Consider the following 18,863-nt stretch of genomic DNA (forward strand, 5'->3'; position numbering starts at 1 on the left):
CAGCGAACACACGAACCCGCGCATGCCTGCGCAAGTACGATCAGAGCATGTGGTTGCGAGGCGCTTTCTATCGCTGGATGTTCCCGGCGGCCGTCATTCTGCCGCTGTGGCTGCTGATCGGCTGGGGGATCTTCAACGCCGGCGGGTGGGCCTTCCTCTGGGTGCTGTTCATCGCGATCCCGTCGGTCTTCATCGGTCAGCTCGTTCTGACCCTCCTGCAGCGTGCGCGTACTTCTGCGCGTGAGACGCGCATGGCGTCGTGGTGGGATGTGCTCGGAATCGGCGTCTGGCATCTGCTGACCATCGCAGTCGGGTGCTACCCGCAGGCGTGGTTCCCGCTCCTGTTGACCGCCGCGATCGTCGTGGCTCTTGCGCTTTTCTGGCTGATGTTGTGGCAACTGTGGGGCGAAGCGCGGGCAGCGGGCTCCAGCATCCGATTCATGACGTCGGCCACGACGGACGCCAGCTTCGAGCCCCGTCATCACGCTCCCGCCGATGGCGAGGTCTTCGTCATCCGGGAGAAGCCCGCCTCCGAGAACTGACGCGGTTTTGTCGGATCCCGGATCCGTGGCAGAATGGTTGTTTGTGCCGTGACCGACTCTGCCTCAGGGGAGTCCGCGTGCGCTTCATGCGCCGTTCAGCACACACTTCACGTATTCCTTCCATATTCATGCATCCGACCTGTGGCGAGTGCAGAGAGAGACGATCATGCAGATCCTGGACGCCGTCGACGCGGCTTCGCTCCGTTCCGACATTCCCGAGTTCCGTCCCGGCGACACCGTCAAGGTGCACGTCAACATCACTGAGGGCTCCCGCTCCCGCATCCAGGTCTTCCAGGGCGTTGTCCTCGGTCGCCAGGGTGATGGCGTGCGCGAGACTTTCACGGTCCGCAAGATCAGCTTCCAGGTGGGCGTCGAGCGTACCTTCCCGGTGCACTCCCCGGCGATCGACCACATTGAGGTCGTGACTCGTGGTGACGTGCGTCGCGCGAAGCTCTACTACCTCCGCAACCTGCGCGGCAAGAAGGCCAAGATCAAGGAGAAGCGCGACAACTGATCGCCGCTTTTCGTACACAGCACCCCGAGACACAGCGTCCCGGGGTGCTGTGTTCTCTGCGGAATGTGCGAACCTTGAAGGTGCCGTCGTCCGCGGTGTGAACAACCCCTGTTAAGGAATACGATGACCTCTGAACCCGTCCCGGACGTACCGGCGAAGCGACGGCGCGGGGTCTGGATCTTCCTTCGCGACGTCCTGGTGATTATTGTCATCGCCGCGCTGGTGTCGTTCGTGGTGAAGAGTTTCGTCGTGCGGTCGTTCTATATTCCGTCGGCATCGATGGAGAAGACGCTTCTGGTGAACGACCGGATCCTCGTCGACGAGCTCACCCCGCGCTGGACCGGTTACGAACGCGGCGATGTCGTTGTGTTCACCGATCCCGGCGGATGGCTTCCCGTGCAGCAGAAGGCACCGCCTCGCCCACTGATCATCGAGTGGTTCGACGGGCTGCTGACCCTGGTCGGACTCTCGTCCTCTGACAGTGAGGACCACCTCGTCAAGCGCATCATCGGACTCCCGGGCGACCACGTCGTGTGCTGCAACTCGCTGGGGCAGATCACGATCAATGGCGCACCCATCGATGAGCTGTCTTATCTGAACCTTCCTGAGGGTGACACCGCGGCATCTAACGAGCCGTTCGATGTGACCGTTCCAGAGGGCTCGATCTGGGTGCTCGGAGACAACCGCGATCGCTCGCAGGATGCGCGTGCTCACCAGGATCTGCCGAGCGGCGGCTTCGTGCCGCTGGACAATGTGGTCGGCAAGGCGTTCCTCACCACCTGGCCGCTCTCGCGCATCGGCACGATCGATGGGCACCACGACATCTTCAACGGCGTCCCGGATCCTGAATGATGACGGTCGCGACGCCACGGCTCACTCTCGAGCGGAAGCTGCTTGCAGAGTACGACCTCATCATCTCGCTTGACGAGGTGGGGCGAGGCGCCTTGGCAGGCCCCGTCGTCGTCGGTGCTGCAATGATGGATGCTTCTGGTGCGCGTCGTCGCGTGCCGGAAGGACTCCGCGACTCGAAGCTCGTCACGGAGAAGCGCAGGCCCGATGTCGCGGCCCGTGCAGCGGCATGGGTGCAGGCATCGGGAACCGGGTGGGCAAGCGCTGCAGAGGTCGACGAGGTGGGCATCATGCGCGCGCTGGGGCTTGCCGCATCGAGGGCGGTCGACGCGATCGCAGCGCTGGGGGCCGTGACCGAACGGACCTTGGTCATTCTTGATGGAAATCACGACTACCTCTCGCGCGTGCACGCGACTCCCATCGAGGTGCGAACAGTCATCAAGGGCGACCGCGATTGCGCCTCGGTCTCGGCAGCCTCTGTCATCGCGAAGGTCGCGCGTGACTCGTATATGGCACAGCGGCATGACGAGCATCCGATGTATCAGTGGAATCGCAACAAGGGCTACGCGAGTGCAGAGCATCGTGCGGCGATCCGCGACTGCGGCCTTTCGCCGCTGCACCGTTCCTCATGGGCGATCGCTGATGCCCCGACGCTGTTTTGAACTCATAGGATGGACTCATCATGGATGAAGAGGCATTCGACGACTACGACCGCGATCTCGAGCTCGCGCTGTTCCGCGAATATCGCGATGTGGTGGGTCAGTTTCAGTACGTCGTCGAGACCGAACGCCGGTTCTATCTCGCTAACGAGGTGAACGTCGTCCGGCGGGACACCGAGCACGATTTCTACTTCGAGATCTCGATGGCCGATGTGTGGGTCTGGGATATCTATCGTGCTGATCGTTTTGTGAAGGCGGTGCGCGTACTCACCTTCAAGGACGTCAACGTCGAAGAACTGCAGCGCCGAGAGTTCGAGATCCCGGAAGACCTGTCGCTCGACGGCAAGTGACTTCTCCTGCACGGATCGAGCTCTAGAGCTCGTATCCACGGTTCACGGGTTTACGGTGAACGCCGCAGTGCGGGGCAGTCCAAGCTGTCTGCATGGCAGCGAAAGACATCTTCGGGCGTGCAGGCGAGGACCGCGCCGCTGAGCACCTGAGCGAGCACGGCTACCAGATCCTCGCGCGCAATTGGCGTTGCTCGCAGGGCGAGATCGACATCATCGCCGAGCGTGCGGGCGTGATCTGCGTCGTCGAGGTGAAGACGCGTACGAGCCTGAGTTTTGGGCATCCGTTCGACGCCGTCGACGATCGCAAGCGCGAGCGGCTCTGGCGTCTCGGCTACGCCTGGTGCCGAGACCACGCCGAACTGGCGAAGAATCGGGTGTTGCGCGTCGATGTGATCGGCATCGTCGGTGCGGACCCGCGCGCGGGCGCGCTGGAGCACCTGGTGGACCTGCGATGAGGACCGCGCGCACGTGGGCGGTCGCGCTGAGCGGGGTTGACGGGCACCTCGTGGAGATCGAGGCGGATGTCTCCAACCAGACACCCGGGTTCAAGATCGTCGGGCTGCCGGACAAGGCGCTGGGCGAGGCCGCTCAGCGGGTGCACAACGCTGTCACGAACGCTGAGCTCGAGCTCACCAGACGCCGGCTGACCGTCAATCTGTCGCCGGCGAGTCTGCCCAAGCATGGCAGTGGGTTCGACCTCGGCATCGCGATCTCCGCTGTTGCGACAGGGGGCGTGCTCGACGCCGACTCGATCGCCCGCACGGTGCACATCGGAGAACTCGGTCTCGATGGCCGGGTGCGTCCGGTTCCGGGAGTCCTGCCTGCCGTCTTCGCCGCGTCGCGAGCCGGTTTCGATCGGGTGATCGTGCCGCACGCGAATGAAGCGGAAGCACGTCTGGTGCCGGGGATGCAGGTGCAGGCGGCGACGACGCTCGCCGAGGTCGCAATGTGGCACGGTGCCGACGTCGCGGTAGCCGATGTCGAGCCAGTCCGCGCCGAGTTCGCAGCCTCGTCCGCGCAAGAGATGCTGGACCTCGCAGACGTCGTCGGCCAGGAAGAGGCGGTCGAGGCGTTGATCGTCGCGGCGGCAGGTGGGCATCATCTGCTCATGAGCGGGCCACCAGGTGCGGGCAAGACCATGCTCGCGCGCCGGCTGCCCGGCATCCTGCCGCCGCTGACAGAAGACGAGGCCCTGGAGGTCGCCGCCGTCCGTTCGCTCTCCGGCGCGCCCGTGAATGTGCTCGATGAGCTGCCGCCGCTGGAGGCGCCACACCACAGTGCTTCGGTCGCCGCGCTGGTCGGTGGCGGGTCGCGCGCGGTGCGCCCTGGTGCGATCGTCAGGGCGCACCGCGGCGTCCTGTTCCTCGACGAGGCTGCGGAGTTCTCGCGCGTAGCGCTGGACGCCCTGCGGCAGCCGCTGGAATCCGGTTCCATCGAGATCGATCGTGCCGGGTTCCGCGCGCGCTTTCCGGCGCGGTTCCAGCTCGTGCTGGCCACCAACCCGTGTCCGTGCGGCAACTACGGCGTCCGCGGCGCGGAGTGCATCTGCCCTCCCATCGCGATCCGGCGGTACTCCGCACGCCTTTCCGGACCGCTGCGCGACCGTATCGACATCGACCTCCAGGTCGCGCGTGTGGCGGCATCGCGGGCGACGTCGAGTGAGCGCGCGGCGATGACGAGCGCGGATGCCGCCACCCAGGTGACGGCGGCGCGCGCACGCGCCGCGCACCGGTGGGCACAGACGCCCTGGAAGCTGAACGCGGAAGTGGCTGGGGCCCGGCTGCGCCAGGGAGCGCTGCGTCTGCCGCACGACGTCCGGGCGCCGCTGGACCGGGCGCTCGAGCGCGGACAGCTGACTCTCCGGGGCTACGACAGGGTTCTGAGACTCGCGTGGACCATGGCCGATCTCGCCGGAGTGGACATGCCGGGGCGCGACGAGCTGGGGCGCGCGTTATTCCTGAAGAGAGGACTGATCGCATGATCGACGCACTGCTCGGCGACGCCGAGACCCGACGTGCCGCGCTGGCGGCGCGCCCGGATGACGACCCTGCCCAGACGCTGGCCCGGGTGGCGTGGGGTGTGGTGGCAGAACCGGGCGATGGAGTCGCCGGCGCGGTGATCGCCGAGTTCGGAGCAGCCGAGGCACTGCGATTCGCACTGTCGGACGAAGCTTTCGGTCTCGCCGAGAAGGCCGTTCAGGAAGGTCGGCGGCGATGGGCTCCTCGCGCACAGCCCAGAGCGATCCGCGATGCGCTAAGAGGCGCACGCGAAGCAGGAGCACTCCTCTTGCTACCCGGCGACCCAGAATGGCCCGGCGCACTCCACGACCTCGGCGACCACGCGCCAGCGCTGCTGTGGGTGCGCGGAGAGCCCGCTCTCTTGTCAGCGGCGAGTCGGGTATCGATCGTCGGTGCCAGGGCTGCGACAGCCTACGGCGATTCAGTGTCGGGTGAACTCGCCGGCGATCTCGCCGCGACAGGCAGCGTCGTCGTCTCCGGTGGCGCCTACGGCATCGACGGCACCGCACATCGCGCCGCGCTCGGCGTCGGCGGCGACACGGTCGCCTTTCTGGCGGGCGGCGTGGACCGCGCCTACCCCGCCGGACACCAGCAGCTGTTCGAGCGCATCCGCTCCGCAGGGGCGGTCGTGAGCGAGCTGCCGTGCGGCGCCGCGCCGACGAAGTGGAGGTTCCTGGCGCGCAACCGTCTCATCGCCGCGCTGGGGGATGCCACCGTCGTCGTCGAAGCCGGGTGGCGGAGTGGTTCGCTGAACACTGCCGGGCACGCGTCGTCGCTGGGCCGCCCACTCGGCGCCGTGCCAGGACCGGTGACTTCCGCCGCCTCCGCCGGGTGCCACCGGCTGATGCGCGAGTACGACGCACAGTGCGTCACGAACGCCGCTGAGGTGCGGGAACTGATGGGCGTTGAACCGGCGGGCACCGCAGGCGCGCAGTCGCGGACAGACCCCGACCAGACCCGGCTGCTCGATGCCATGAGCACGAGAACCGCGCATCCTCCTGCGGAGCTGGCTCGGATCGCCGGACTGTCGGAGGAGCGTACCCGATCGCTGCTGGGCACGCTGAGCCTCGAGGGCCACGTGGTGCCGAACGGCGCCGGGTGGTGCGCTGCGACGGCATGATCAGCTCAGCCGGTACCCGACACCGCGAACGGTCTCGATGCGCTCGGCGCCGATCTTCTGCCGCAGGTACCCGACATAGACATCCGCCACGTTCGAGCCAGGGTCGAAGTCGTAACCCCACACCCGGCTCAGCAGCTGCTCGCGGCTCAGCACCTGCCCTGCGTGGCGGATGAGCTCCTCCGCGAGGGCGAACTCGCGCGCCGACAGCTCGACTGCATGATTTCCGACCCGTGCCCTCCGGGTGCGGATGTCGAGATGCAGGTCACCGTGCGACAGATCGGAACCGCCGACCTGCTCATCCCGTCGCATCCGCAGCCGGATGCGTGCGAGCAGTTCGTCGAAGCGGAACGGCTTGCCCAGATAGTCGTCCGCGCCGCCCTCCAGACCCGCGATCGTGTCGTGGAGCTCGACCCGGGCCGTCAGCATGATCACGGGCAGTTTCGAACCGGACCCGCGAAGCCGCTCCAGCACCTCGAACCCGTCGAAGCCAGGGAGGTTCACGTCGAGCACGAGCAGATCGAACTCATCGGTCTGCGCGAGGTCCAGCGCCTCCGGGCCGGACGCGGCGACGCGCGTCGCGAAGCCTGCGGCGCGCAGTCCCTTCTCGATGAAGCCCGAGATGCGCGGCTCGTCGTCGGCGATCAGAATGGATGCCACGATTCATCGGCCTCCTTCGTCGGCGGGATTCCCGGGCTGCGGCTGCTCGGGCAGCGGGGGGCGTGGGGGGATCACGAGATCATCGGCGGCGTTCTCCTCCCGCTGTCCGGACACGAGGCGCGGCACGCTGAGCACGAAGAGCGCCCCACCGCCGGAGGCATCCTCCACCCGGGCCGACCCATGGTGCGCTCGCGCGATCACCTGCACGATGTGCAGGCCGAGTCCGCTGCCGCTGCGCGCGGAAGCGTCGGCGCCGCGGTGGAACCGCTCGAACACATGCGGCTTGACCTCATCGGGGACGCCGGGACCTCGGTCGCGGACCCAGAGGTCGATGTTCTCCCCGGCCACGCTGTCTCCGGCGACTCTGCTTCCGATCTGGACCGTCCCGCCGCCGTGCGTGACCGCGTTCTGCGCGAACTGCAGCATCGCCTGGGTGATCCGCTCGGCGTCCAGCATCGCGAGGCTCTCGGCCACGGGGCCGAGCTCGACCACCGCGCCGTCGATACCCCGGGCCTTGCGAGCGATCTGGCGCACCAGATCGGCGGCGTCGATCTGTCTGGGCTGCACCGGGCTTGGACCGTGCAACGCCGCCGCAGAAGCGAGATCCTGCACGAGGCGCCCCATGCGGTCCAACTCGTCGACGGCGAGTTCCTGGGTCTGGCGGGCATCGGCGGGATCTGCGGGATCCATGACCTCGAGATGCCCGCGCACGATCGTGATGGGCGTCTTCAGCTCGTGACCGACGTCGCTGAGCAGGCGGCGTTGCGACTCGAGCGCGTCGTCGATCCGGTCGAGCATGTCGTTCATCGTCTCGGACAGTTCGGCGACGTCGTCGTTGCCGACCACGGGGAGCCGTTCATCCAGCGACTGCACGGATATCCGGTTCGCAGTCTCGCGCATCTGCCGCAGCGGCCGGAGCAGTCGCGACGCGACGATGGACCCCGTGGCCGCAGTCACGATCAGCGCGATCGCGGACGCCCACAGGAACATGACGGCGGAGTCGTTGATCTCGGCGAGTTCGGCGTCGAGATCATAGACGAGGACGAACACCACCTCGGCAGGGTCGGGGGAGCCCTCGATCACGATCGGGGCGGCAAGATACTGCCATGTCGATGCTCCCTCGACGTAGGTGGCGATGAGCGGTTCGGCGCTACGCAGCAGTGTGTCGACGTGACGGGCGAAAGCGGCTTCGTTCTGCAGATCGAGATCGAGTCGGATACCGGGCACCGTCGTGATGACGCCGTCCACCATGCCCATCGCGCCTGTATTGTCGTCCGGGCTCATCCGCTGCACGATCGCAGCCAAAGCGGCTGACGACGATGTCCACAGCTCGCCCTCGTCGCCGGCCTCGACGATGAACCGCGCCGAGTCGAGGTTGTCGTGCAGCCGCGCGTCGACCTGTTCGAGGATGCGCTGCCGTTCGACGAAGTACACCGACAGACCGACAGCGAGCAGGCCGATTGCGGTGACTGCGGTGATCGCCGCGACGATGCGCGTGCGCACCGAGATCGCCAGACGACGGCGTGCGGGCGCGGTGCTGACTTCGGTCACCTTTCAAGTATCTCGGCCGGGCAGTGCGCCAAGTGCTTAGGTAAGAGAGATCTCATCCAACTGAGGTCCGGGACGTGCTGGAATCGAAGGATGAGTCAACCCGACGCAGACGTGCAGTTGCTGGCATCCGCACTCGATTTCGAGCCGGATGCTGTCGGCATCCGCTCTCGTGAGCCCCTGGGAGCCGGGTCCGTGACCGGAATGCAGGTGCAGGGCGACGAACGGCTGCTGTACTACCTCGACACCTCCGCGCTCCCCGTGCGGGCCGAGACCGGCCTGGTCGCGATGGATGGTCCCCAGCCGACACGAATCTGGCAGCATCCCGCCGACCCCCATCTGCCCGCACTGGCACCCGTCGCCTTCGAACACGCCGCCGGTTCACTGCTGGCACGGCTCGGGCTCGGCGCCCAGGCCGCGCCGGTGCTGATCGCCTATCGGCCGGGACGACGTGCCGTGCTGAGCGTCACCACCGCTGCCGGCGCGGTCTGGCTCAAGGTCGTGCGTCCCTCTCGCGTGGAACGGATCGTTCGCGCCGGGGTTGCAGCCGCCGCAGCCGGAATCCCCGTGCCCGCGGTGCACGGCTGGTCGGAGGAAGGCCTGATCATCATGGCGGCCGCCGAGGGGCAGCCGGCCACGGACGTGGAATGGGACCCGCGGGAGTTGCTCGACCATGTGGATGACCTGCGCGCGCGCCTGGCACGCGCTGCGTGGGACCATCGCTCCGCAGGGATCCTGGGACGACTGGAGTGGTACGCCTCCCGCGGCGACGATCGAGTCGCGGCGGTCCTCGCCGACGCCCAGCGACTCGTCGAGGGTTCGACAGGTGAGCCCTCGATCGCCGTTGTGCACGGCGACCTCCACTTCGGCCAGCTGTTCCTCGACGCCGACGGCATCAGCGGCGTGATCGACGTCGACACTCTCGCGCTCGGAGAAGCCGCAGAAGACCCGGCGGCCTTCCTGTCGCATGCCATCGCGAGCGCCCTGCTGACGAACGGCGCCGCCCGCGAACGCGTATGGGCGCTCGCGGATCTCGCAGCCGGGCGCTGGGCGGAGGACGCTCGAGTGAGAGCACTGACGCTGATCCACCTCGCCGGGCACATGATCGCGGCGGGAGAGCGCGGCGACAGCGCCCGCGTCACAGCCCTCGTCGATGCGGCACGAGCCGTCACCGCGGGAGAAGCGCCGTCGAGCAGCGGGGCTAAGAACGCTCTCATGGACAGTTTCGAATCGCCTTAGCGGGGCCGACCACGATGGTAATCGTCACATCCAAGCCGTCATCCCGGCGCAGACACAGGAGATGAGAATGAACAGCAAGAAGTGGATCGTCTACGGAATCACGGGCCTCGCAGGGCTCGGAGTCGTCGCGGGCGGCGCGGCCGCCGCGGCGAGCACCATGGATCTGAAGACGACCGATGGCACCGTCGTGTCTGGCGGTGCCATCACCGATCGAGGTGGAGTGCTCAACGCCAGCACAGTGCAGCTGCGTGAGACGAACTCTTCCGTGACCGTGATCAGCACGCTTTCGGCGGCATCCGTGCAGTCCGCGGCGTCCGCGCACAGTGCTGCGAGTGCGGCATCCGCTCCAGCATCCGCGCCCAGTGCCGAGTCCGCTCCGAGTGCGGCGTCGGTTCCGAGCCCGGCATCGGCCCCGAGCGTCGCATCGGCGCCGAGTGCCGGATCCGTCGCCAGCGCGCCGTCGGCCTGATCCGAAACGGCGGGGATGCCCCGAGGCCCGCGTGCCTCGGGGCATCCCCGTGCGCGGCGAGGCATCCGTGCCAGGCGAGCGCACCACGGCATGCTGGACGAATGGAGCTCACGGCAGCGGTGAACGCGTTCACCACGCATCTCGCGCAGGTGCGACGGCTGTCGCCCGCGACGGTGCGCGCGTACCGCTCCGACCTGCGTGATCTGGCCTCCTCGACCGGCGATGCGTCGCTGAACGAGGTGGACCTGGAGATGCTGCGTGACTGGCTCTGGCGAGCGACGCAGCGCGGAGACGCCAGATCGACTCTGGCGCGCCGCGCGGCGGCCGCACGCTCGTTCTTCTCATGGGCGAAGGACGAAGAGCTCATCGATGTGGATCCTGCGCTCCGGCTCATCGCGCCCAAGCGCGGCCGCACACTGCCGGTGGTCGCGTCCAAGGACGGGATGCGCGAGCTGCTGGATGCTCGTGTCACCGCCGCCGCCGACGGCGACCCCGTGGCACTTCGCGATCACGCCGTTCTCGAACTGCTCTACGGATCCGGCATGCGCGTCTCAGAGCTCTGCGGACTCGATGTCGACGACATCGACCTGGAGCGGTCGACGGCACGTGTGCTCGGCAAGGGGGCGAAGGAGCGTGTGGTGCCCTTCGGGCTGCCGGCGGGCAGATCGGTGGGCGCCTACCTGACACGCGCCAGGCCCGCATTGATCGCACGGGCGACGAAGACGACGCCGGCGATGTTCCTCGGCGCCCGCGGAGGCAGGATGGGACCCCGCACCGTGTACGCGCTTGTCGCGGAAGCGCTCGGTCCGATCATCGGGGCGGATGCCGCCGGTCCGCACGCATTGCGGCACTCGGCCGCCACGCACCTGCTCGACGGCGGTGCCGACCTTCGCGCCGTGCAGGAGATCCTCGGTCATGCGAGCCTCGGAACCACCCAGATCTACACGCACGTCTCCTCTGAGCGGCTCACAGCGACCTACCGACTGGCCCACCCCCGCGCGTGATCGCCTCGCAGCAGGGGAGAAGGATCGCCCGGGGCACAACGCCGAACATCAGCATCGGATTGATATAGCTACCGTTCATGCGCACACCGATGTGCAGGTGGCCGGCAGCGGAGTGCCCGCCCGTCACGACGGTGCCAATCTCGTCGCCGGCCTGCACGACCGTGCCAGGAGCGAGATCCGACGCCACCGGTTCGAACGTCGACACGATCCCGCCTCCGTGGTCGAGCGTGATCAGCGGCCGATCGACGACGACTCCGCGGAACGCCACGATGCCGTACGCAGGTGCACGCACGATCGCACCGGCACCCGCGACGATGTCGACACCGCGGTGCCCGGGGCCGTAGTCGTGCACAGGTGCCACGAACGGTTCTGCCACCTCTCGGGCGGCGTCGACGGGCCATCGCCACGATGCCTCCGGAGCCTCCTCCGAACCGGGCGCGGCGGCCGCGGCGGGCAGCAGCATCATCAGCACAGCCAGGGCCATTACGCGCATTCCGCGTGAGCATCTTCTCGTGTGGGAGGTCGGCATTCCTCCATGGTGTCTCGCCGCGCAGACAGCATGGCCGCGTCCAACCCTGAACGGTGGAGAAACCGAGAACAGGGCTGCCCGTGCAGACGCAGTGGGTGCGTCAGCATCCTGTACACTTGAGGTCGCACCTCGATTTCGGGGTGACTACGCGTGCCCAAAGCGATCGACGTCCGCAAAGACACAGATCGTGGTATCCACTCCCTCAGGTCCTGCTCTCGCGAGCGGGTGGGAATGTGCCGGGCACCAGGACTGCCGATCGCCCGATCGGCGAAGAACCTCAACGGCGCAAGGCGCCAGAAACAGGAGACGACCATGGCTGTGGTCACCATCCGCCAGCTGCTCGACAGCGGCGTTCACTTCGGACACCAGACCCGTCGGTGGAACCCGAAGGTCAAGCGCTTCATCCTCACCGAGCGCAGCGGCATCCACATCATCGACCTTCAGCAGTCGCTCGGCTACATCGACTCTGCTTACGACTTCGTCAAGGAGACGGTTGCCCGCGGCGGCACCATCCTCTTCGTCGGCACCAAGAAGCAGGCGCAGGAGATCCTCGCAGAGCAGGCGACCCGCGTCGGCCAGCCCTTCGTGAACCAGCGCTGGCTCGGTGGCCTCCTCACCAACTTCCAGACGATCGCAAAGCGTCTGTCCCGTATGAAGGAGCTCGAGGAGCTCGACTACGAGAACCCGGCAGCTTCCGGCTTCACCAAGAAGGAACTGCTGCTCAAGAAGCGCGAGCTCGACAAGCTGCACAAGTCGCTCGGCGGCATCCGCAACCTCACCAAGACGCCTTCGGCTCTCTGGGTCGTCGACGCCAAGCGTGAGCACCTCGCGATCGATGAGGCCAAGAAGCTCGGTATCCCCGTGATCGGCATCCTCGACACGAACGCTGACCCGGACGACTTCCAGTACCCGATCCCCGGTAACGACGACGCGATCCGCTCCGTCTCGCTGCTGACCCGCATCATCGCTGACGCCGCGGCCGAGGGTCTGCAGCAGAAGCACAACCCCGAGTCCGGCGACGCTGAGCCGCTGGCCGAGTGGGAAGCTGAGCTCCTTCAGGCGCCGGCCGAGGAATCCACCAACGTGGAAGAGTCCGCTGAGGCGCCCTCGGATGCCGCAGCAGACAAGGCTGACGCTGCAGAGAAGGCCGCTGAGCAGGAGCTCGTCATCGACGAGTCCGCTGCTGACGCAGCTGGCGCAGCCGCGGCAGACGCCAAGTAATTTCGCGTACACACACCTAACGAAGCAAGGAGCCACCACACATGGCCAACTTCACCATCGCCGACATCAAGGCGCTGCGCGAGCAGCTCGGCACCGGAATGGTCGACACCAAGAAGGCACTCGAAGAGGCTGAGGGAGACCGCGAGAAGGCGGTTGAGATCCTTCGCCTCAAGGGCGCCAAGGGTAACGCTAAGCGTGCTGACCGCTCCACCAGCGAGGGGCTTGTCGTCTCGCGTGAGCTGGACGGCGCTGTGACGCTCGTCGAACTCGCCTGCGAGACCGACTTCGTCGCGAAGAACGAGCGTTTCATCGCGCTGGCAGACAAGATTGTGGAGGCCGCGTCTGCTGCCAAGGCAGACACTGTCGACGAAGCCCTCGCGGCAAGCGCTGGCAGCCAGACCGTGGCTGACCTCGTCTCGGACGAGGCAGCGATCATCGGTGAGAAGGTCGAACTGCGTCAGGTTCGCACCATCACCGGCGACTCGGTCGAGGTCTACATGCACCGCACGAGCAAGGATCTGCCTCCGCAGATCGGTGTCGTCGTCGCCTACACGGGTGACGACGCCGAGACCGCTCGCAGCATCGCTCAGCACATCTCGTTCGCCAACCCGTCCTACCTCAGCCGCGAAAACGTCCCCGCCGACGCAGTCGAGAAGGAGCGCGAGATCGTTACCGAGATCTCCCGCAACGAGGGCAAGCCCGAGGCTGCTCTGCCGAAGATCGTTGAGGGCCGCGTCTCTGCATTCATCAAGCAGGTTGCACTGCTCGAGCAGGACTACGCCAAGGACAATAAGCTCTCTGTCGCCCAGGTGGCGAAGGACGCCGGTATCACCGTGACGGACTTCGCGCGCTTCAAGGTCGGCGCGTAGCATCGTCGAAGGGGTTCGGATCATCAAGATCCGAACCCCTTCTTCATGCCCAAAAGGCACTATCTTGAATCGGGACGAGAGGATCACCTACCCATGACTGAACGCACCGGACGCCGTCGCGTCCTTCTCAAGCTCTCCGGGGAAGCCTTCGGCGGAGGTCAGCTCGGGGTCAACCCCGACGTGGTCAGCCAGATTGCACGTGAGATTGCCGCTGCGGTCTCCGAAGTCGAGATTGCGATCGTCGTCGGTGGAGGCAACTTCTTCCGCGGTGCAGAGCTCAGCCAGCGAGGTATGGATCGCGGTCGTGCCGACTACATGGGAATGCTCGGCACGGTGATGAACGCCCTCGCCCTGCAGGACTTCCTCGAGCAGGCCGGAGCGCCGACCCGCGTACAATCCGCGATCTCGATGACGCAGGTGGCAGAGCCGTACATCCCGCTGCGCGCTGAGCGCCACATGGAGAAGGGGCGCGTGGTCGTCTTCGGCGCCGGTGCAGGCCTGCCGTACTTCTCCACCGACACGGTGGCCGCACAGCGTGCCCTCGAGATCGGCGCCCAAGAGGTGCTCGTGGCGAAGAACGGCGTCGATGGGATCTACACCGCCGACCCGAACAAGGACGCCACCGCGACACGCATTGAGCAGGTCACGTATCTTGACGCCCTCCAGCGTGGACTGAAGGTCGTCGATTCGACCGCTTTCAGTCTCTGCATGGACAACAAGATGGACATGCGCGTGTTCGGCATGGAGCCGGCAGGCAACGTCACCCGCGCGCTCCTGGGCGATCCGATCGGCACGCTGGTCACCGCCTAGGCGGTGATCGCACTGTTGTTACCGGGACACGAGCGTGTACCCGGATAGAATTGCAAGCACCCTGATGATTAGGAGTCACCGTGATCGCGGATGTCCTCGCTGAAACCACCTCTCGTATGACGCGTGCCGTCGAGGCCGCGAAGGAGGACTTCGCCACCGTGCGCACCGGTCGCGCGAACCCGCAGCTCTTCCAGAGGCTGATGGTCGACTACTACGGTTCGCCCACGCCTCTCGCGCAGCTTGCATCGCTGGCGAACCCAGAGGCACGATCGCTGATCGTCACCCCCTACGACAAATCGGCGCTCAAGGCCATCGAGCAGGCGATCCGGGACATGCCGAACCTCGGCGCGAACCCCACCAACGACGGCAACATCGTGCGCATCACCATGCCTGAGCTCACCGAGGAGCGTCGCAAGGAGTATGTCAAGCTCGTCCGTTCCAAGGGCGAAGACGCGAAGGTGCGCGTCCGCGGCGTTCGTCGCAAGGCGAAGGACGAGCTCGATGCGCTCAAGGACGAGGTCGGCGAAGACGAGGTCGCTCGCGGGGAGAAGGAGCTGGACGTCCTGACCCGTCAGCACGTCGATCTCATCGACGATGCGCTCAAGCGCAAAGAGACCGAGCTGCTCGAGGTCTGATCAGGCATGAAGGAGTCGATCGGAGACGCTGACGAGGGCCAGCCGCTGACGCGGCGGGAGGCTCGCGAAGAGGCGACCTCGAACGGTGCTTCCCCGACCCCGGTGATCGAGGAGGCAGCAGTGCCTCCCAAGCCGCCTCTTCCTCGGGCGGCAGAGCGTGCCATCGACCCTGCCGCTGCGATGCGTGAGCAGTTGCGCTTGGCACGCGGCGACTTCGGGACGCATGTCAACCAGGCCCGTGAGCACCTCGACCAGGCCAACGAGCGCATCAAGGCGCGCACTGGACGTGATCTGATCCTCGCGACTCTCGTCGGCCTCGCCTTCGGCGCCGTTCTTCTGGCGTCGTTGCTGTTCATCAAGGAGCTCTTCATCCCGATCGCTCTGGCGATCGCGGTCCTGGGAATCTTCGAGTTCACTCGGGCGCTGCGCAGTGCCGGACGTCGGATCGATATTGTCCCGCAGGTCGTCGCGGGCGTACTTGTCGTGCTGGCCGGCTATTTCGCGCCGGTGTGGCTCACCTGGGTCACGCTGCTGTTCGCGGTGGTGCTGGTGATCGTATGGCGCCTGTTCACCCAGATGATCGTCAAAGACGGTCGAACCTACGGGGATGTCCTCACGGATGCCGTGGTCGGCGGCTTCGTGCAGATCTATGTTCCCTTCCTCGCTGCCCTGGCCCTCATGCTGCTGCGCCAGGAAGGTGGGCAGTGGTGGGTACTGGGGTTCATCGCCGTCGCCGTTGCATCTGACACCGGTGCGTACGCGGCTGGAGTTGCGATCGGCAAACATCCCATGGCGCCGCGCATCAGCCCGAAGAAGACCTGGGAAGGCTTCGGCGGTGCGGTGATCGCGGCGACCGCAGCGGGTGTGCTGCTGGCGCTGTACCTGCTCGAGATCCCGTGGTGGGCCGGTGCGATCTTCGGTGGAGCGATCCTGCTCTCGGCAACGCTGGGAGATCTCGGTGAGTCGATGATCAAGCGCGATATCGGCATCAAGGACATGAGCTCCTGGCTTCCCGGTCACGGCGGAATGCTCGATCGCGTCGACAGCATCCTGCCCTCGACGGTGCCGGCGCTTATCCTCTACTTCCTCTTCTCTCCCTGGGCGGTGCTCATTTGACTTCGGATACCATCGAGAACGTGACGCAGAATCAACAGTCTGGCTCGTTCCGGACCGTGGGTCGCGGCCGCGGCTACCACCCGGCAGCGGTCGACCAGTTCCTGAGCGCCGCACGCGAGAGCTTCGAGACAGGCGGGGCAGAGCTCACGGCGTCGGATATCCGCGTGGCCTCATTCCCTCTCGTCAAGGGCGGTTATGCGATCGCAGACGTCGATGCGGCCCTCGGACGCATCGAAGACGCGTTCGCAGCCCGGCAGCGCGAACGTGTCGTCCGTGAAGGCGGTGCCGAGGAGTGGGTCGTTCAAGCCCGCGAAGAGGCGCAGGTCATCCTGGACCATCTCGCACGCGGTCGTCGCAAGAAGTTCGCACGCACGGGAGTTCTCTCATTCGGCTATCGCGTTGACGAAGTGGATCACGTCGCAGCGCGAATCGTTCGCTTCCTGCGGGACGGCGATGAGCTGAGCGTGGAGCAGCTGCGTTCGGCAGCGTTCCGGATGCAGCGTCATGGCTACCGCGAAGAACAGGTCGATGCGCTGCTGGACGCCACGATCGACGTCATGCTCGCCGTCCGCTGAGGCTCTCATGGTGAACTCAGGTCCTGCTGGTTAGAATGGGGCCTATTGTGACTTCTGGTACCGAGATCGATCCCCGCAGCGCAGATGCCGCGCAGGTCGCTTCCGCTGACCCGAGTGCATCGGGTGCGTCGAAGCGGGTCCCTGCTCCGCGGCAGCGGACACACAGGCGCGGACTTGTTGGCGCCCTGGCGGCATTCGGCGTCGTCGCCCTTGCCGCAGCCGTCGTCGCACCGACTGGCATGGCATTGGCAGAACAGCCCGAGGTCGACGTCGAGACGCCGTTCTCGCTCGCGGTGCAAGACACACAGGATCTGACCGTGACCGTCGAAGGTGCCACCATCGCGCCTGTGACCCGCGGGGTCTTCGAGGTGTACGTCACGCCTACGCCCACACCGACCCCTGAGCCTGAGGTCGCATCCACCGAGGAACGGGACTCTGGTTCCTCAGGTGGCGGCGGCGGAGGTCCGGTGTACTACACGGGCGGTGGTGCTCCGGCCGAGTGGATGGCGGCAGCCGGAATCCCCTCGAGCGACTGGGGCTACGTCGACTACATCGTCTCCAAGGAGAGCGGCTGGAACCCGAACGCCACCAACAGGTCCTCCGGGGCGTGCGGCCTCGTACAGGCGCTGCCCTGCAGCAAGGTCCCCGGCAACGGGTACGACCCCGTCGACAATCTCCGTTGGGCGAACGGCTACGCCACGGGTCGCTATGGCAGCTGGGCCGGCGCCTACAACTTCTGGATCAGCAACAACTGGTGGTAATGCTCCGCTATGCCACGCTCGAACCGCAGGCGCCGGGAGAACCCGGGCGCTGATGATTCATTCCAGCGCCTCGTAGCGGGCTGGAAACGCAGTGAAGTCCGGCAGGGACGTGAGTGGATCGTGCAGCCGATCTCGGCGCAGCAGTCGACCAAGGAGTACATCTGTCCTGGTTGTCGCGGAGTGATCACTCCTGGCACCGCCCACCAGGTGGTCTGGCGGGCCGACGGCGTGCTCGGGGATGCTGCAGATCTCGCGGCGAGACGGCACTGGCACACGCACTGCTGGCGCGTCGCCCGCATATAATCATCGCTCGTTCATACGGGGGATGAGCACCTGCCGATAGATGATCAGGATGCTGGCCGCCACCGGGATCGCGATCAGTGCGCCGAGCAACCCGAGAAGAGAGCCGCCGGCAAGCGCTGCGACAACGACAACAGCACCTGGGACCGACACCGCCCGACTCATGATGCGCGGTGAGATCACATATGCCTCGATCTGCATGTAGATCAGATAGTAGATCCCGGCTGCCAGGGCAGTGGCGGGTGAGCCGAGACCGGGGATGAGGCAGGCGAGCACGATGATGGTCGAGCCGGTCAGTGTGCCCACGAGCGGAATCAACGAGAAGAAGAACGCGATCACGGCAAGCACTGCGGCGAATGGGGCACCGATGATGTTCAGGTAAATGGCACTCAGAACACCGTTGATCACGCCCATGGTCACCTGCCCCATGACGTAATACCCGACCGAGTCCGTGATCTGCTCGGCGAGGTCGATGAATCTCGGTCGCTTGGACGCAGGCACCAGCTGGTACACCGCGCGCTTGAGTGAAGGCGTCGAAGCGGTGAGGTAGATGGTGAGGATCAGCACGATGAAGGCGCCGAAAAGTCCGGTCACGATCGAGACGCTCGCGTTGATCACGCCACCGGTGATGTCGCCGAGGTTGTCGATGAGCCAGTCCTGCGACTCGGTCAGCACGCGCTCGACGTCGAGATCGGGGAAGAGGCCGGTGATCCATACCTCGACGTCGGAGGCGAAGGTCGGCCTGGTCACCAGCTGAAGGATCTGGTCGATGAGCTGGCTGACCTGGGCGATGATCACGGGGAGCACGATCAGCACGATTCCGGCGAAAACACCGAGGACCAAGATCAGCGTGATGAGAACAGCGAGCCAGCGGGGGAGTCTGCGACGCTCGAGGAAGGCGATCACCGGCTCGAGGCCGAGGCTGAGGAAGAGCGCAGTGCCGACGTACAGCAGGACCGTCGACAGCGACTCGACGCTGCCGATCAGCAGGATGCCCAAGCCCACGCCGAGGGTGGCTACGAGCGCGGTGCGGAACGGGTTATGGAGTTTCATCTGCTCTCCTCCGGAAGACTGCTCT

The 18,863-nt window shown here is 66.2% G+C and carries 23 protein-coding genes; 19 read left to right on the forward strand and 4 right to left on the reverse strand.

Annotation, left to right across the window (positions count from 1 at the left end; all coding sequences use genetic code 11):
* The first annotated feature begins 47 nt into the window (after window positions 1–47).
* The 8 genes from ACTU6V_RS11830 to dprA all read left to right on the forward strand — a co-directional run bounded on the left by ACTU6V_RS11830 (window position 48) and on the right by dprA (window position 6,052).
* Window positions 48–542, forward strand: coding sequence for an MFS transporter permease (locus tag ACTU6V_RS11830; protein ID WP_443469286.1), 495 nt, complete (start codon window positions 48–50; stop codon window positions 540–542).
* A gap of 166 nt (window positions 543–708) precedes the next feature.
* The gene (gene rplS / locus ACTU6V_RS11835) at window positions 709–1,056 is read left to right on the forward strand and encodes a 50S ribosomal protein L19 (RefSeq protein WP_417511551.1); all 348 of its coding nucleotides are present in this window, start codon (window positions 709–711) and stop codon (window positions 1,054–1,056) included.
* 123 nt (window positions 1,057–1,179) lie between these two features.
* Complete coding sequence (gene lepB / locus ACTU6V_RS11840) at window positions 1,180–1,908, forward strand: signal peptidase I (protein ID WP_443469285.1); 729 nt, start codon at window positions 1,180–1,182, stop codon at window positions 1,906–1,908.
* Complete coding sequence (gene rnhB / locus ACTU6V_RS11845) at window positions 1,908–2,567, forward strand: ribonuclease HII (RefSeq protein ID WP_443469284.1); 660 nt, start codon at window positions 1,908–1,910, stop codon at window positions 2,565–2,567. Before lepB ends, rnhB begins: the two co-directional genes overlap by 1 nt.
* Before the next feature lie 20 nt (window positions 2,568–2,587).
* The gene (locus ACTU6V_RS11850) at window positions 2,588–2,914 is read left to right on the forward strand and encodes a DUF2469 family protein (RefSeq protein ID WP_443469283.1); all 327 of its coding nucleotides are present in this window, start codon (window positions 2,588–2,590) and stop codon (window positions 2,912–2,914) included.
* Between the two features lie 92 nt (window positions 2,915–3,006).
* Window positions 3,007–3,369: a YraN family protein gene (locus ACTU6V_RS11855; RefSeq protein WP_443469282.1), complete on the forward strand. Its 363-nt coding sequence runs from the start codon at window positions 3,007–3,009 to the stop codon at window positions 3,367–3,369.
* Window positions 3,366–4,895, forward strand: a complete 1,530-nt coding sequence (locus ACTU6V_RS11860; protein ID WP_443469281.1) for a YifB family Mg chelatase-like AAA ATPase — start codon at window positions 3,366–3,368, stop codon at window positions 4,893–4,895. Before ACTU6V_RS11855 ends, ACTU6V_RS11860 begins: the two co-directional genes overlap by 4 nt.
* Window positions 4,892–6,052: a DNA-processing protein DprA gene (gene dprA / locus ACTU6V_RS11865; protein ID WP_443469280.1), complete on the forward strand. Its 1,161-nt coding sequence runs from the start codon at window positions 4,892–4,894 to the stop codon at window positions 6,050–6,052. Before ACTU6V_RS11860 ends, dprA begins: the two co-directional genes overlap by 4 nt.
* On the opposite strand, the gene ACTU6V_RS11870 is transcribed toward dprA, so the two are convergent.
* Together ACTU6V_RS11870 and ACTU6V_RS11875 are read right to left on the reverse strand one after the other, a co-directional pair.
* The gene (locus ACTU6V_RS11870) at window positions 6,053–6,709 is read right to left on the reverse strand and encodes a response regulator transcription factor (RefSeq protein WP_443469279.1); all 657 of its coding nucleotides are present in this window, start codon (window positions 6,707–6,709) and stop codon (window positions 6,053–6,055) included.
* A gap of 3 nt (window positions 6,710–6,712) precedes the next feature.
* The gene (locus tag ACTU6V_RS11875; protein ID WP_443469278.1) at window positions 6,713–8,260 is read right to left on the reverse strand and encodes a sensor histidine kinase; all 1,548 of its coding nucleotides are present in this window, start codon (window positions 8,258–8,260) and stop codon (window positions 6,713–6,715) included.
* Between the two features lie 90 nt (window positions 8,261–8,350).
* On the opposite strand from ACTU6V_RS11875, the gene ACTU6V_RS11880 reads away from it, so the two are divergent.
* From ACTU6V_RS11880 to ACTU6V_RS11890, 3 genes are all read left to right on the forward strand, one after another.
* Window positions 8,351–9,496 carry a phosphotransferase gene (locus ACTU6V_RS11880; protein ID WP_443475666.1) on the forward strand — a complete coding sequence of 382 codons (1,146 nt, stop codon included), beginning with the start codon at window positions 8,351–8,353 and terminating at the stop codon, window positions 9,494–9,496.
* A gap of 67 nt (window positions 9,497–9,563) precedes the next feature.
* Window positions 9,564–9,965 (forward strand): hypothetical protein, encoded by a 402-nt coding sequence (locus ACTU6V_RS11885; RefSeq protein ID WP_443475667.1) that lies wholly within the window; start codon window positions 9,564–9,566, stop codon window positions 9,963–9,965.
* 101 nt (window positions 9,966–10,066) lie between these two features.
* The gene (locus ACTU6V_RS11890; protein ID WP_443475668.1) at window positions 10,067–10,969 is read left to right on the forward strand and encodes a tyrosine recombinase XerC; all 903 of its coding nucleotides are present in this window, start codon (window positions 10,067–10,069) and stop codon (window positions 10,967–10,969) included.
* Here the strand turns inward: ACTU6V_RS11890 and ACTU6V_RS11895 are convergent.
* Window positions 10,932–11,453 (reverse strand): murein hydrolase activator EnvC family protein, encoded by a 522-nt coding sequence (locus tag ACTU6V_RS11895; RefSeq protein ID WP_443475669.1) that lies wholly within the window; start codon window positions 11,451–11,453, stop codon window positions 10,932–10,934. The two genes, ACTU6V_RS11890 and ACTU6V_RS11895, sit on opposite strands and share 38 nt — an antisense overlap.
* 357 nt (window positions 11,454–11,810) lie before the next feature.
* Here ACTU6V_RS11895 and rpsB point away from each other — a divergent pair, with 357 nt between their 5' ends.
* From rpsB to ACTU6V_RS11935, 8 genes are all read left to right on the forward strand, one after another.
* A complete protein-coding gene (gene rpsB, locus ACTU6V_RS11900) occupies window positions 11,811–12,719 on the forward strand; it encodes a 30S ribosomal protein S2 (protein ID WP_443469273.1) in 909 nt (302 codons plus the stop codon).
* Between the two features lie 41 nt (window positions 12,720–12,760).
* The gene (gene tsf / locus ACTU6V_RS11905) at window positions 12,761–13,588 is read left to right on the forward strand and encodes a translation elongation factor Ts (RefSeq protein ID WP_443469272.1); all 828 of its coding nucleotides are present in this window, start codon (window positions 12,761–12,763) and stop codon (window positions 13,586–13,588) included.
* A 93-nt stretch (window positions 13,589–13,681) separates the two neighbouring features.
* A complete protein-coding gene (gene pyrH / locus ACTU6V_RS11910) occupies window positions 13,682–14,398 on the forward strand; it encodes a UMP kinase (protein WP_443469271.1) in 717 nt (238 codons plus the stop codon).
* A gap of 80 nt (window positions 14,399–14,478) precedes the next feature.
* Window positions 14,479–15,033, forward strand: coding sequence for a ribosome recycling factor (gene frr, locus ACTU6V_RS11915; protein ID WP_443469270.1), 555 nt, complete (start codon window positions 14,479–14,481; stop codon window positions 15,031–15,033).
* A 6-nt stretch (window positions 15,034–15,039) separates the two neighbouring features.
* Window positions 15,040–16,149: a phosphatidate cytidylyltransferase gene (locus ACTU6V_RS11920; protein ID WP_443469269.1), complete on the forward strand. Its 1,110-nt coding sequence runs from the start codon at window positions 15,040–15,042 to the stop codon at window positions 16,147–16,149.
* A 20-nt stretch (window positions 16,150–16,169) separates the two neighbouring features.
* Window positions 16,170–16,724, forward strand: a complete 555-nt coding sequence (locus ACTU6V_RS11925; protein WP_443469268.1) for a DivIVA domain-containing protein — start codon at window positions 16,170–16,172, stop codon at window positions 16,722–16,724.
* Between the two features lie 47 nt (window positions 16,725–16,771).
* Complete coding sequence (locus ACTU6V_RS11930) at window positions 16,772–17,485, forward strand: aggregation-promoting factor C-terminal-like domain-containing protein (RefSeq protein WP_443469267.1); 714 nt, start codon at window positions 16,772–16,774, stop codon at window positions 17,483–17,485.
* A 9-nt stretch (window positions 17,486–17,494) separates the two neighbouring features.
* Window positions 17,495–17,788 carry an Rv1322 family protein gene (locus ACTU6V_RS11935; protein WP_443469266.1) on the forward strand — a complete coding sequence of 98 codons (294 nt, stop codon included), beginning with the start codon at window positions 17,495–17,497 and terminating at the stop codon, window positions 17,786–17,788.
* Here the strand turns inward: ACTU6V_RS11935 and ACTU6V_RS11940 are convergent, their stop codons facing one another.
* Window positions 17,789–18,838, reverse strand: coding sequence for an AI-2E family transporter (locus tag ACTU6V_RS11940; protein ID WP_443469265.1), 1,050 nt, complete (start codon window positions 18,836–18,838; stop codon window positions 17,789–17,791).
* Between the last annotated feature and the right edge of the window lie 25 nt (window positions 18,839–18,863).

This window comes from Microbacterium zouquanmingi, from assembly GCF_052266675.1.
Classification (GTDB): Bacteria; Actinomycetota; Actinomycetes; order Actinomycetales; family Microbacteriaceae; genus Microbacterium.

Bases quoted from the DNA above. Each gene is read 5' to 3' on its own strand.
- ACTU6V_RS11830 (WP_443469286.1), top strand. From the start codon at position 48: ATGTGGTTGCGAGGCGCTTTCTATCGCTGGATGTTCCCGGCGGCCGTC.
- rplS (WP_417511551.1), top strand. From the start codon at position 709: ATGCAGATCCTGGACGCCGTCGACGCGGCTTCGCTCCGTTCCGACATT.
- lepB (WP_443469285.1), top strand. From the start codon at position 1,180: ATGACCTCTGAACCCGTCCCGGACGTACCGGCGAAGCGACGGCGCGGG.
- rnhB (WP_443469284.1), top strand. From the start codon at position 1,908: ATGACGGTCGCGACGCCACGGCTCACTCTCGAGCGGAAGCTGCTTGCA.
- ACTU6V_RS11850 (WP_443469283.1), top strand. From the start codon at position 2,588: ATGGATGAAGAGGCATTCGACGACTACGACCGCGATCTCGAGCTCGCG.
- ACTU6V_RS11855 (WP_443469282.1), top strand. From the start codon at position 3,007: ATGGCAGCGAAAGACATCTTCGGGCGTGCAGGCGAGGACCGCGCCGCT.
- ACTU6V_RS11860 (WP_443469281.1), top strand. From the start codon at position 3,366: ATGAGGACCGCGCGCACGTGGGCGGTCGCGCTGAGCGGGGTTGACGGG.
- dprA (WP_443469280.1), top strand. From the start codon at position 4,892: ATGATCGACGCACTGCTCGGCGACGCCGAGACCCGACGTGCCGCGCTG.
- ACTU6V_RS11880 (WP_443475666.1), top strand. From the start codon at position 8,351: ATGAGTCAACCCGACGCAGACGTGCAGTTGCTGGCATCCGCACTCGAT.
- ACTU6V_RS11885 (WP_443475667.1), top strand. From the start codon at position 9,564: ATGAACAGCAAGAAGTGGATCGTCTACGGAATCACGGGCCTCGCAGGG.
- ACTU6V_RS11890 (WP_443475668.1), top strand. From the start codon at position 10,067: ATGGAGCTCACGGCAGCGGTGAACGCGTTCACCACGCATCTCGCGCAG.
- ACTU6V_RS11895 (WP_443475669.1), bottom strand. From the start codon at position 11,453: ATGGCCCTGGCTGTGCTGATGATGCTGCTGCCCGCCGCGGCCGCCGCG.
- rpsB (WP_443469273.1), top strand. From the start codon at position 11,811: ATGGCTGTGGTCACCATCCGCCAGCTGCTCGACAGCGGCGTTCACTTC.
- tsf (WP_443469272.1), top strand. From the start codon at position 12,761: ATGGCCAACTTCACCATCGCCGACATCAAGGCGCTGCGCGAGCAGCTC.
- pyrH (WP_443469271.1), top strand. From the start codon at position 13,682: ATGACTGAACGCACCGGACGCCGTCGCGTCCTTCTCAAGCTCTCCGGG.
- ACTU6V_RS11920 (WP_443469269.1), top strand. From the start codon at position 15,040: ATGAAGGAGTCGATCGGAGACGCTGACGAGGGCCAGCCGCTGACGCGG.
- ACTU6V_RS11935 (WP_443469266.1), top strand. From the start codon at position 17,495: ATGCCACGCTCGAACCGCAGGCGCCGGGAGAACCCGGGCGCTGATGAT.
- ACTU6V_RS11940 (WP_443469265.1), bottom strand. From the start codon at position 18,838: ATGAAACTCCATAACCCGTTCCGCACCGCGCTCGTAGCCACCCTCGGC.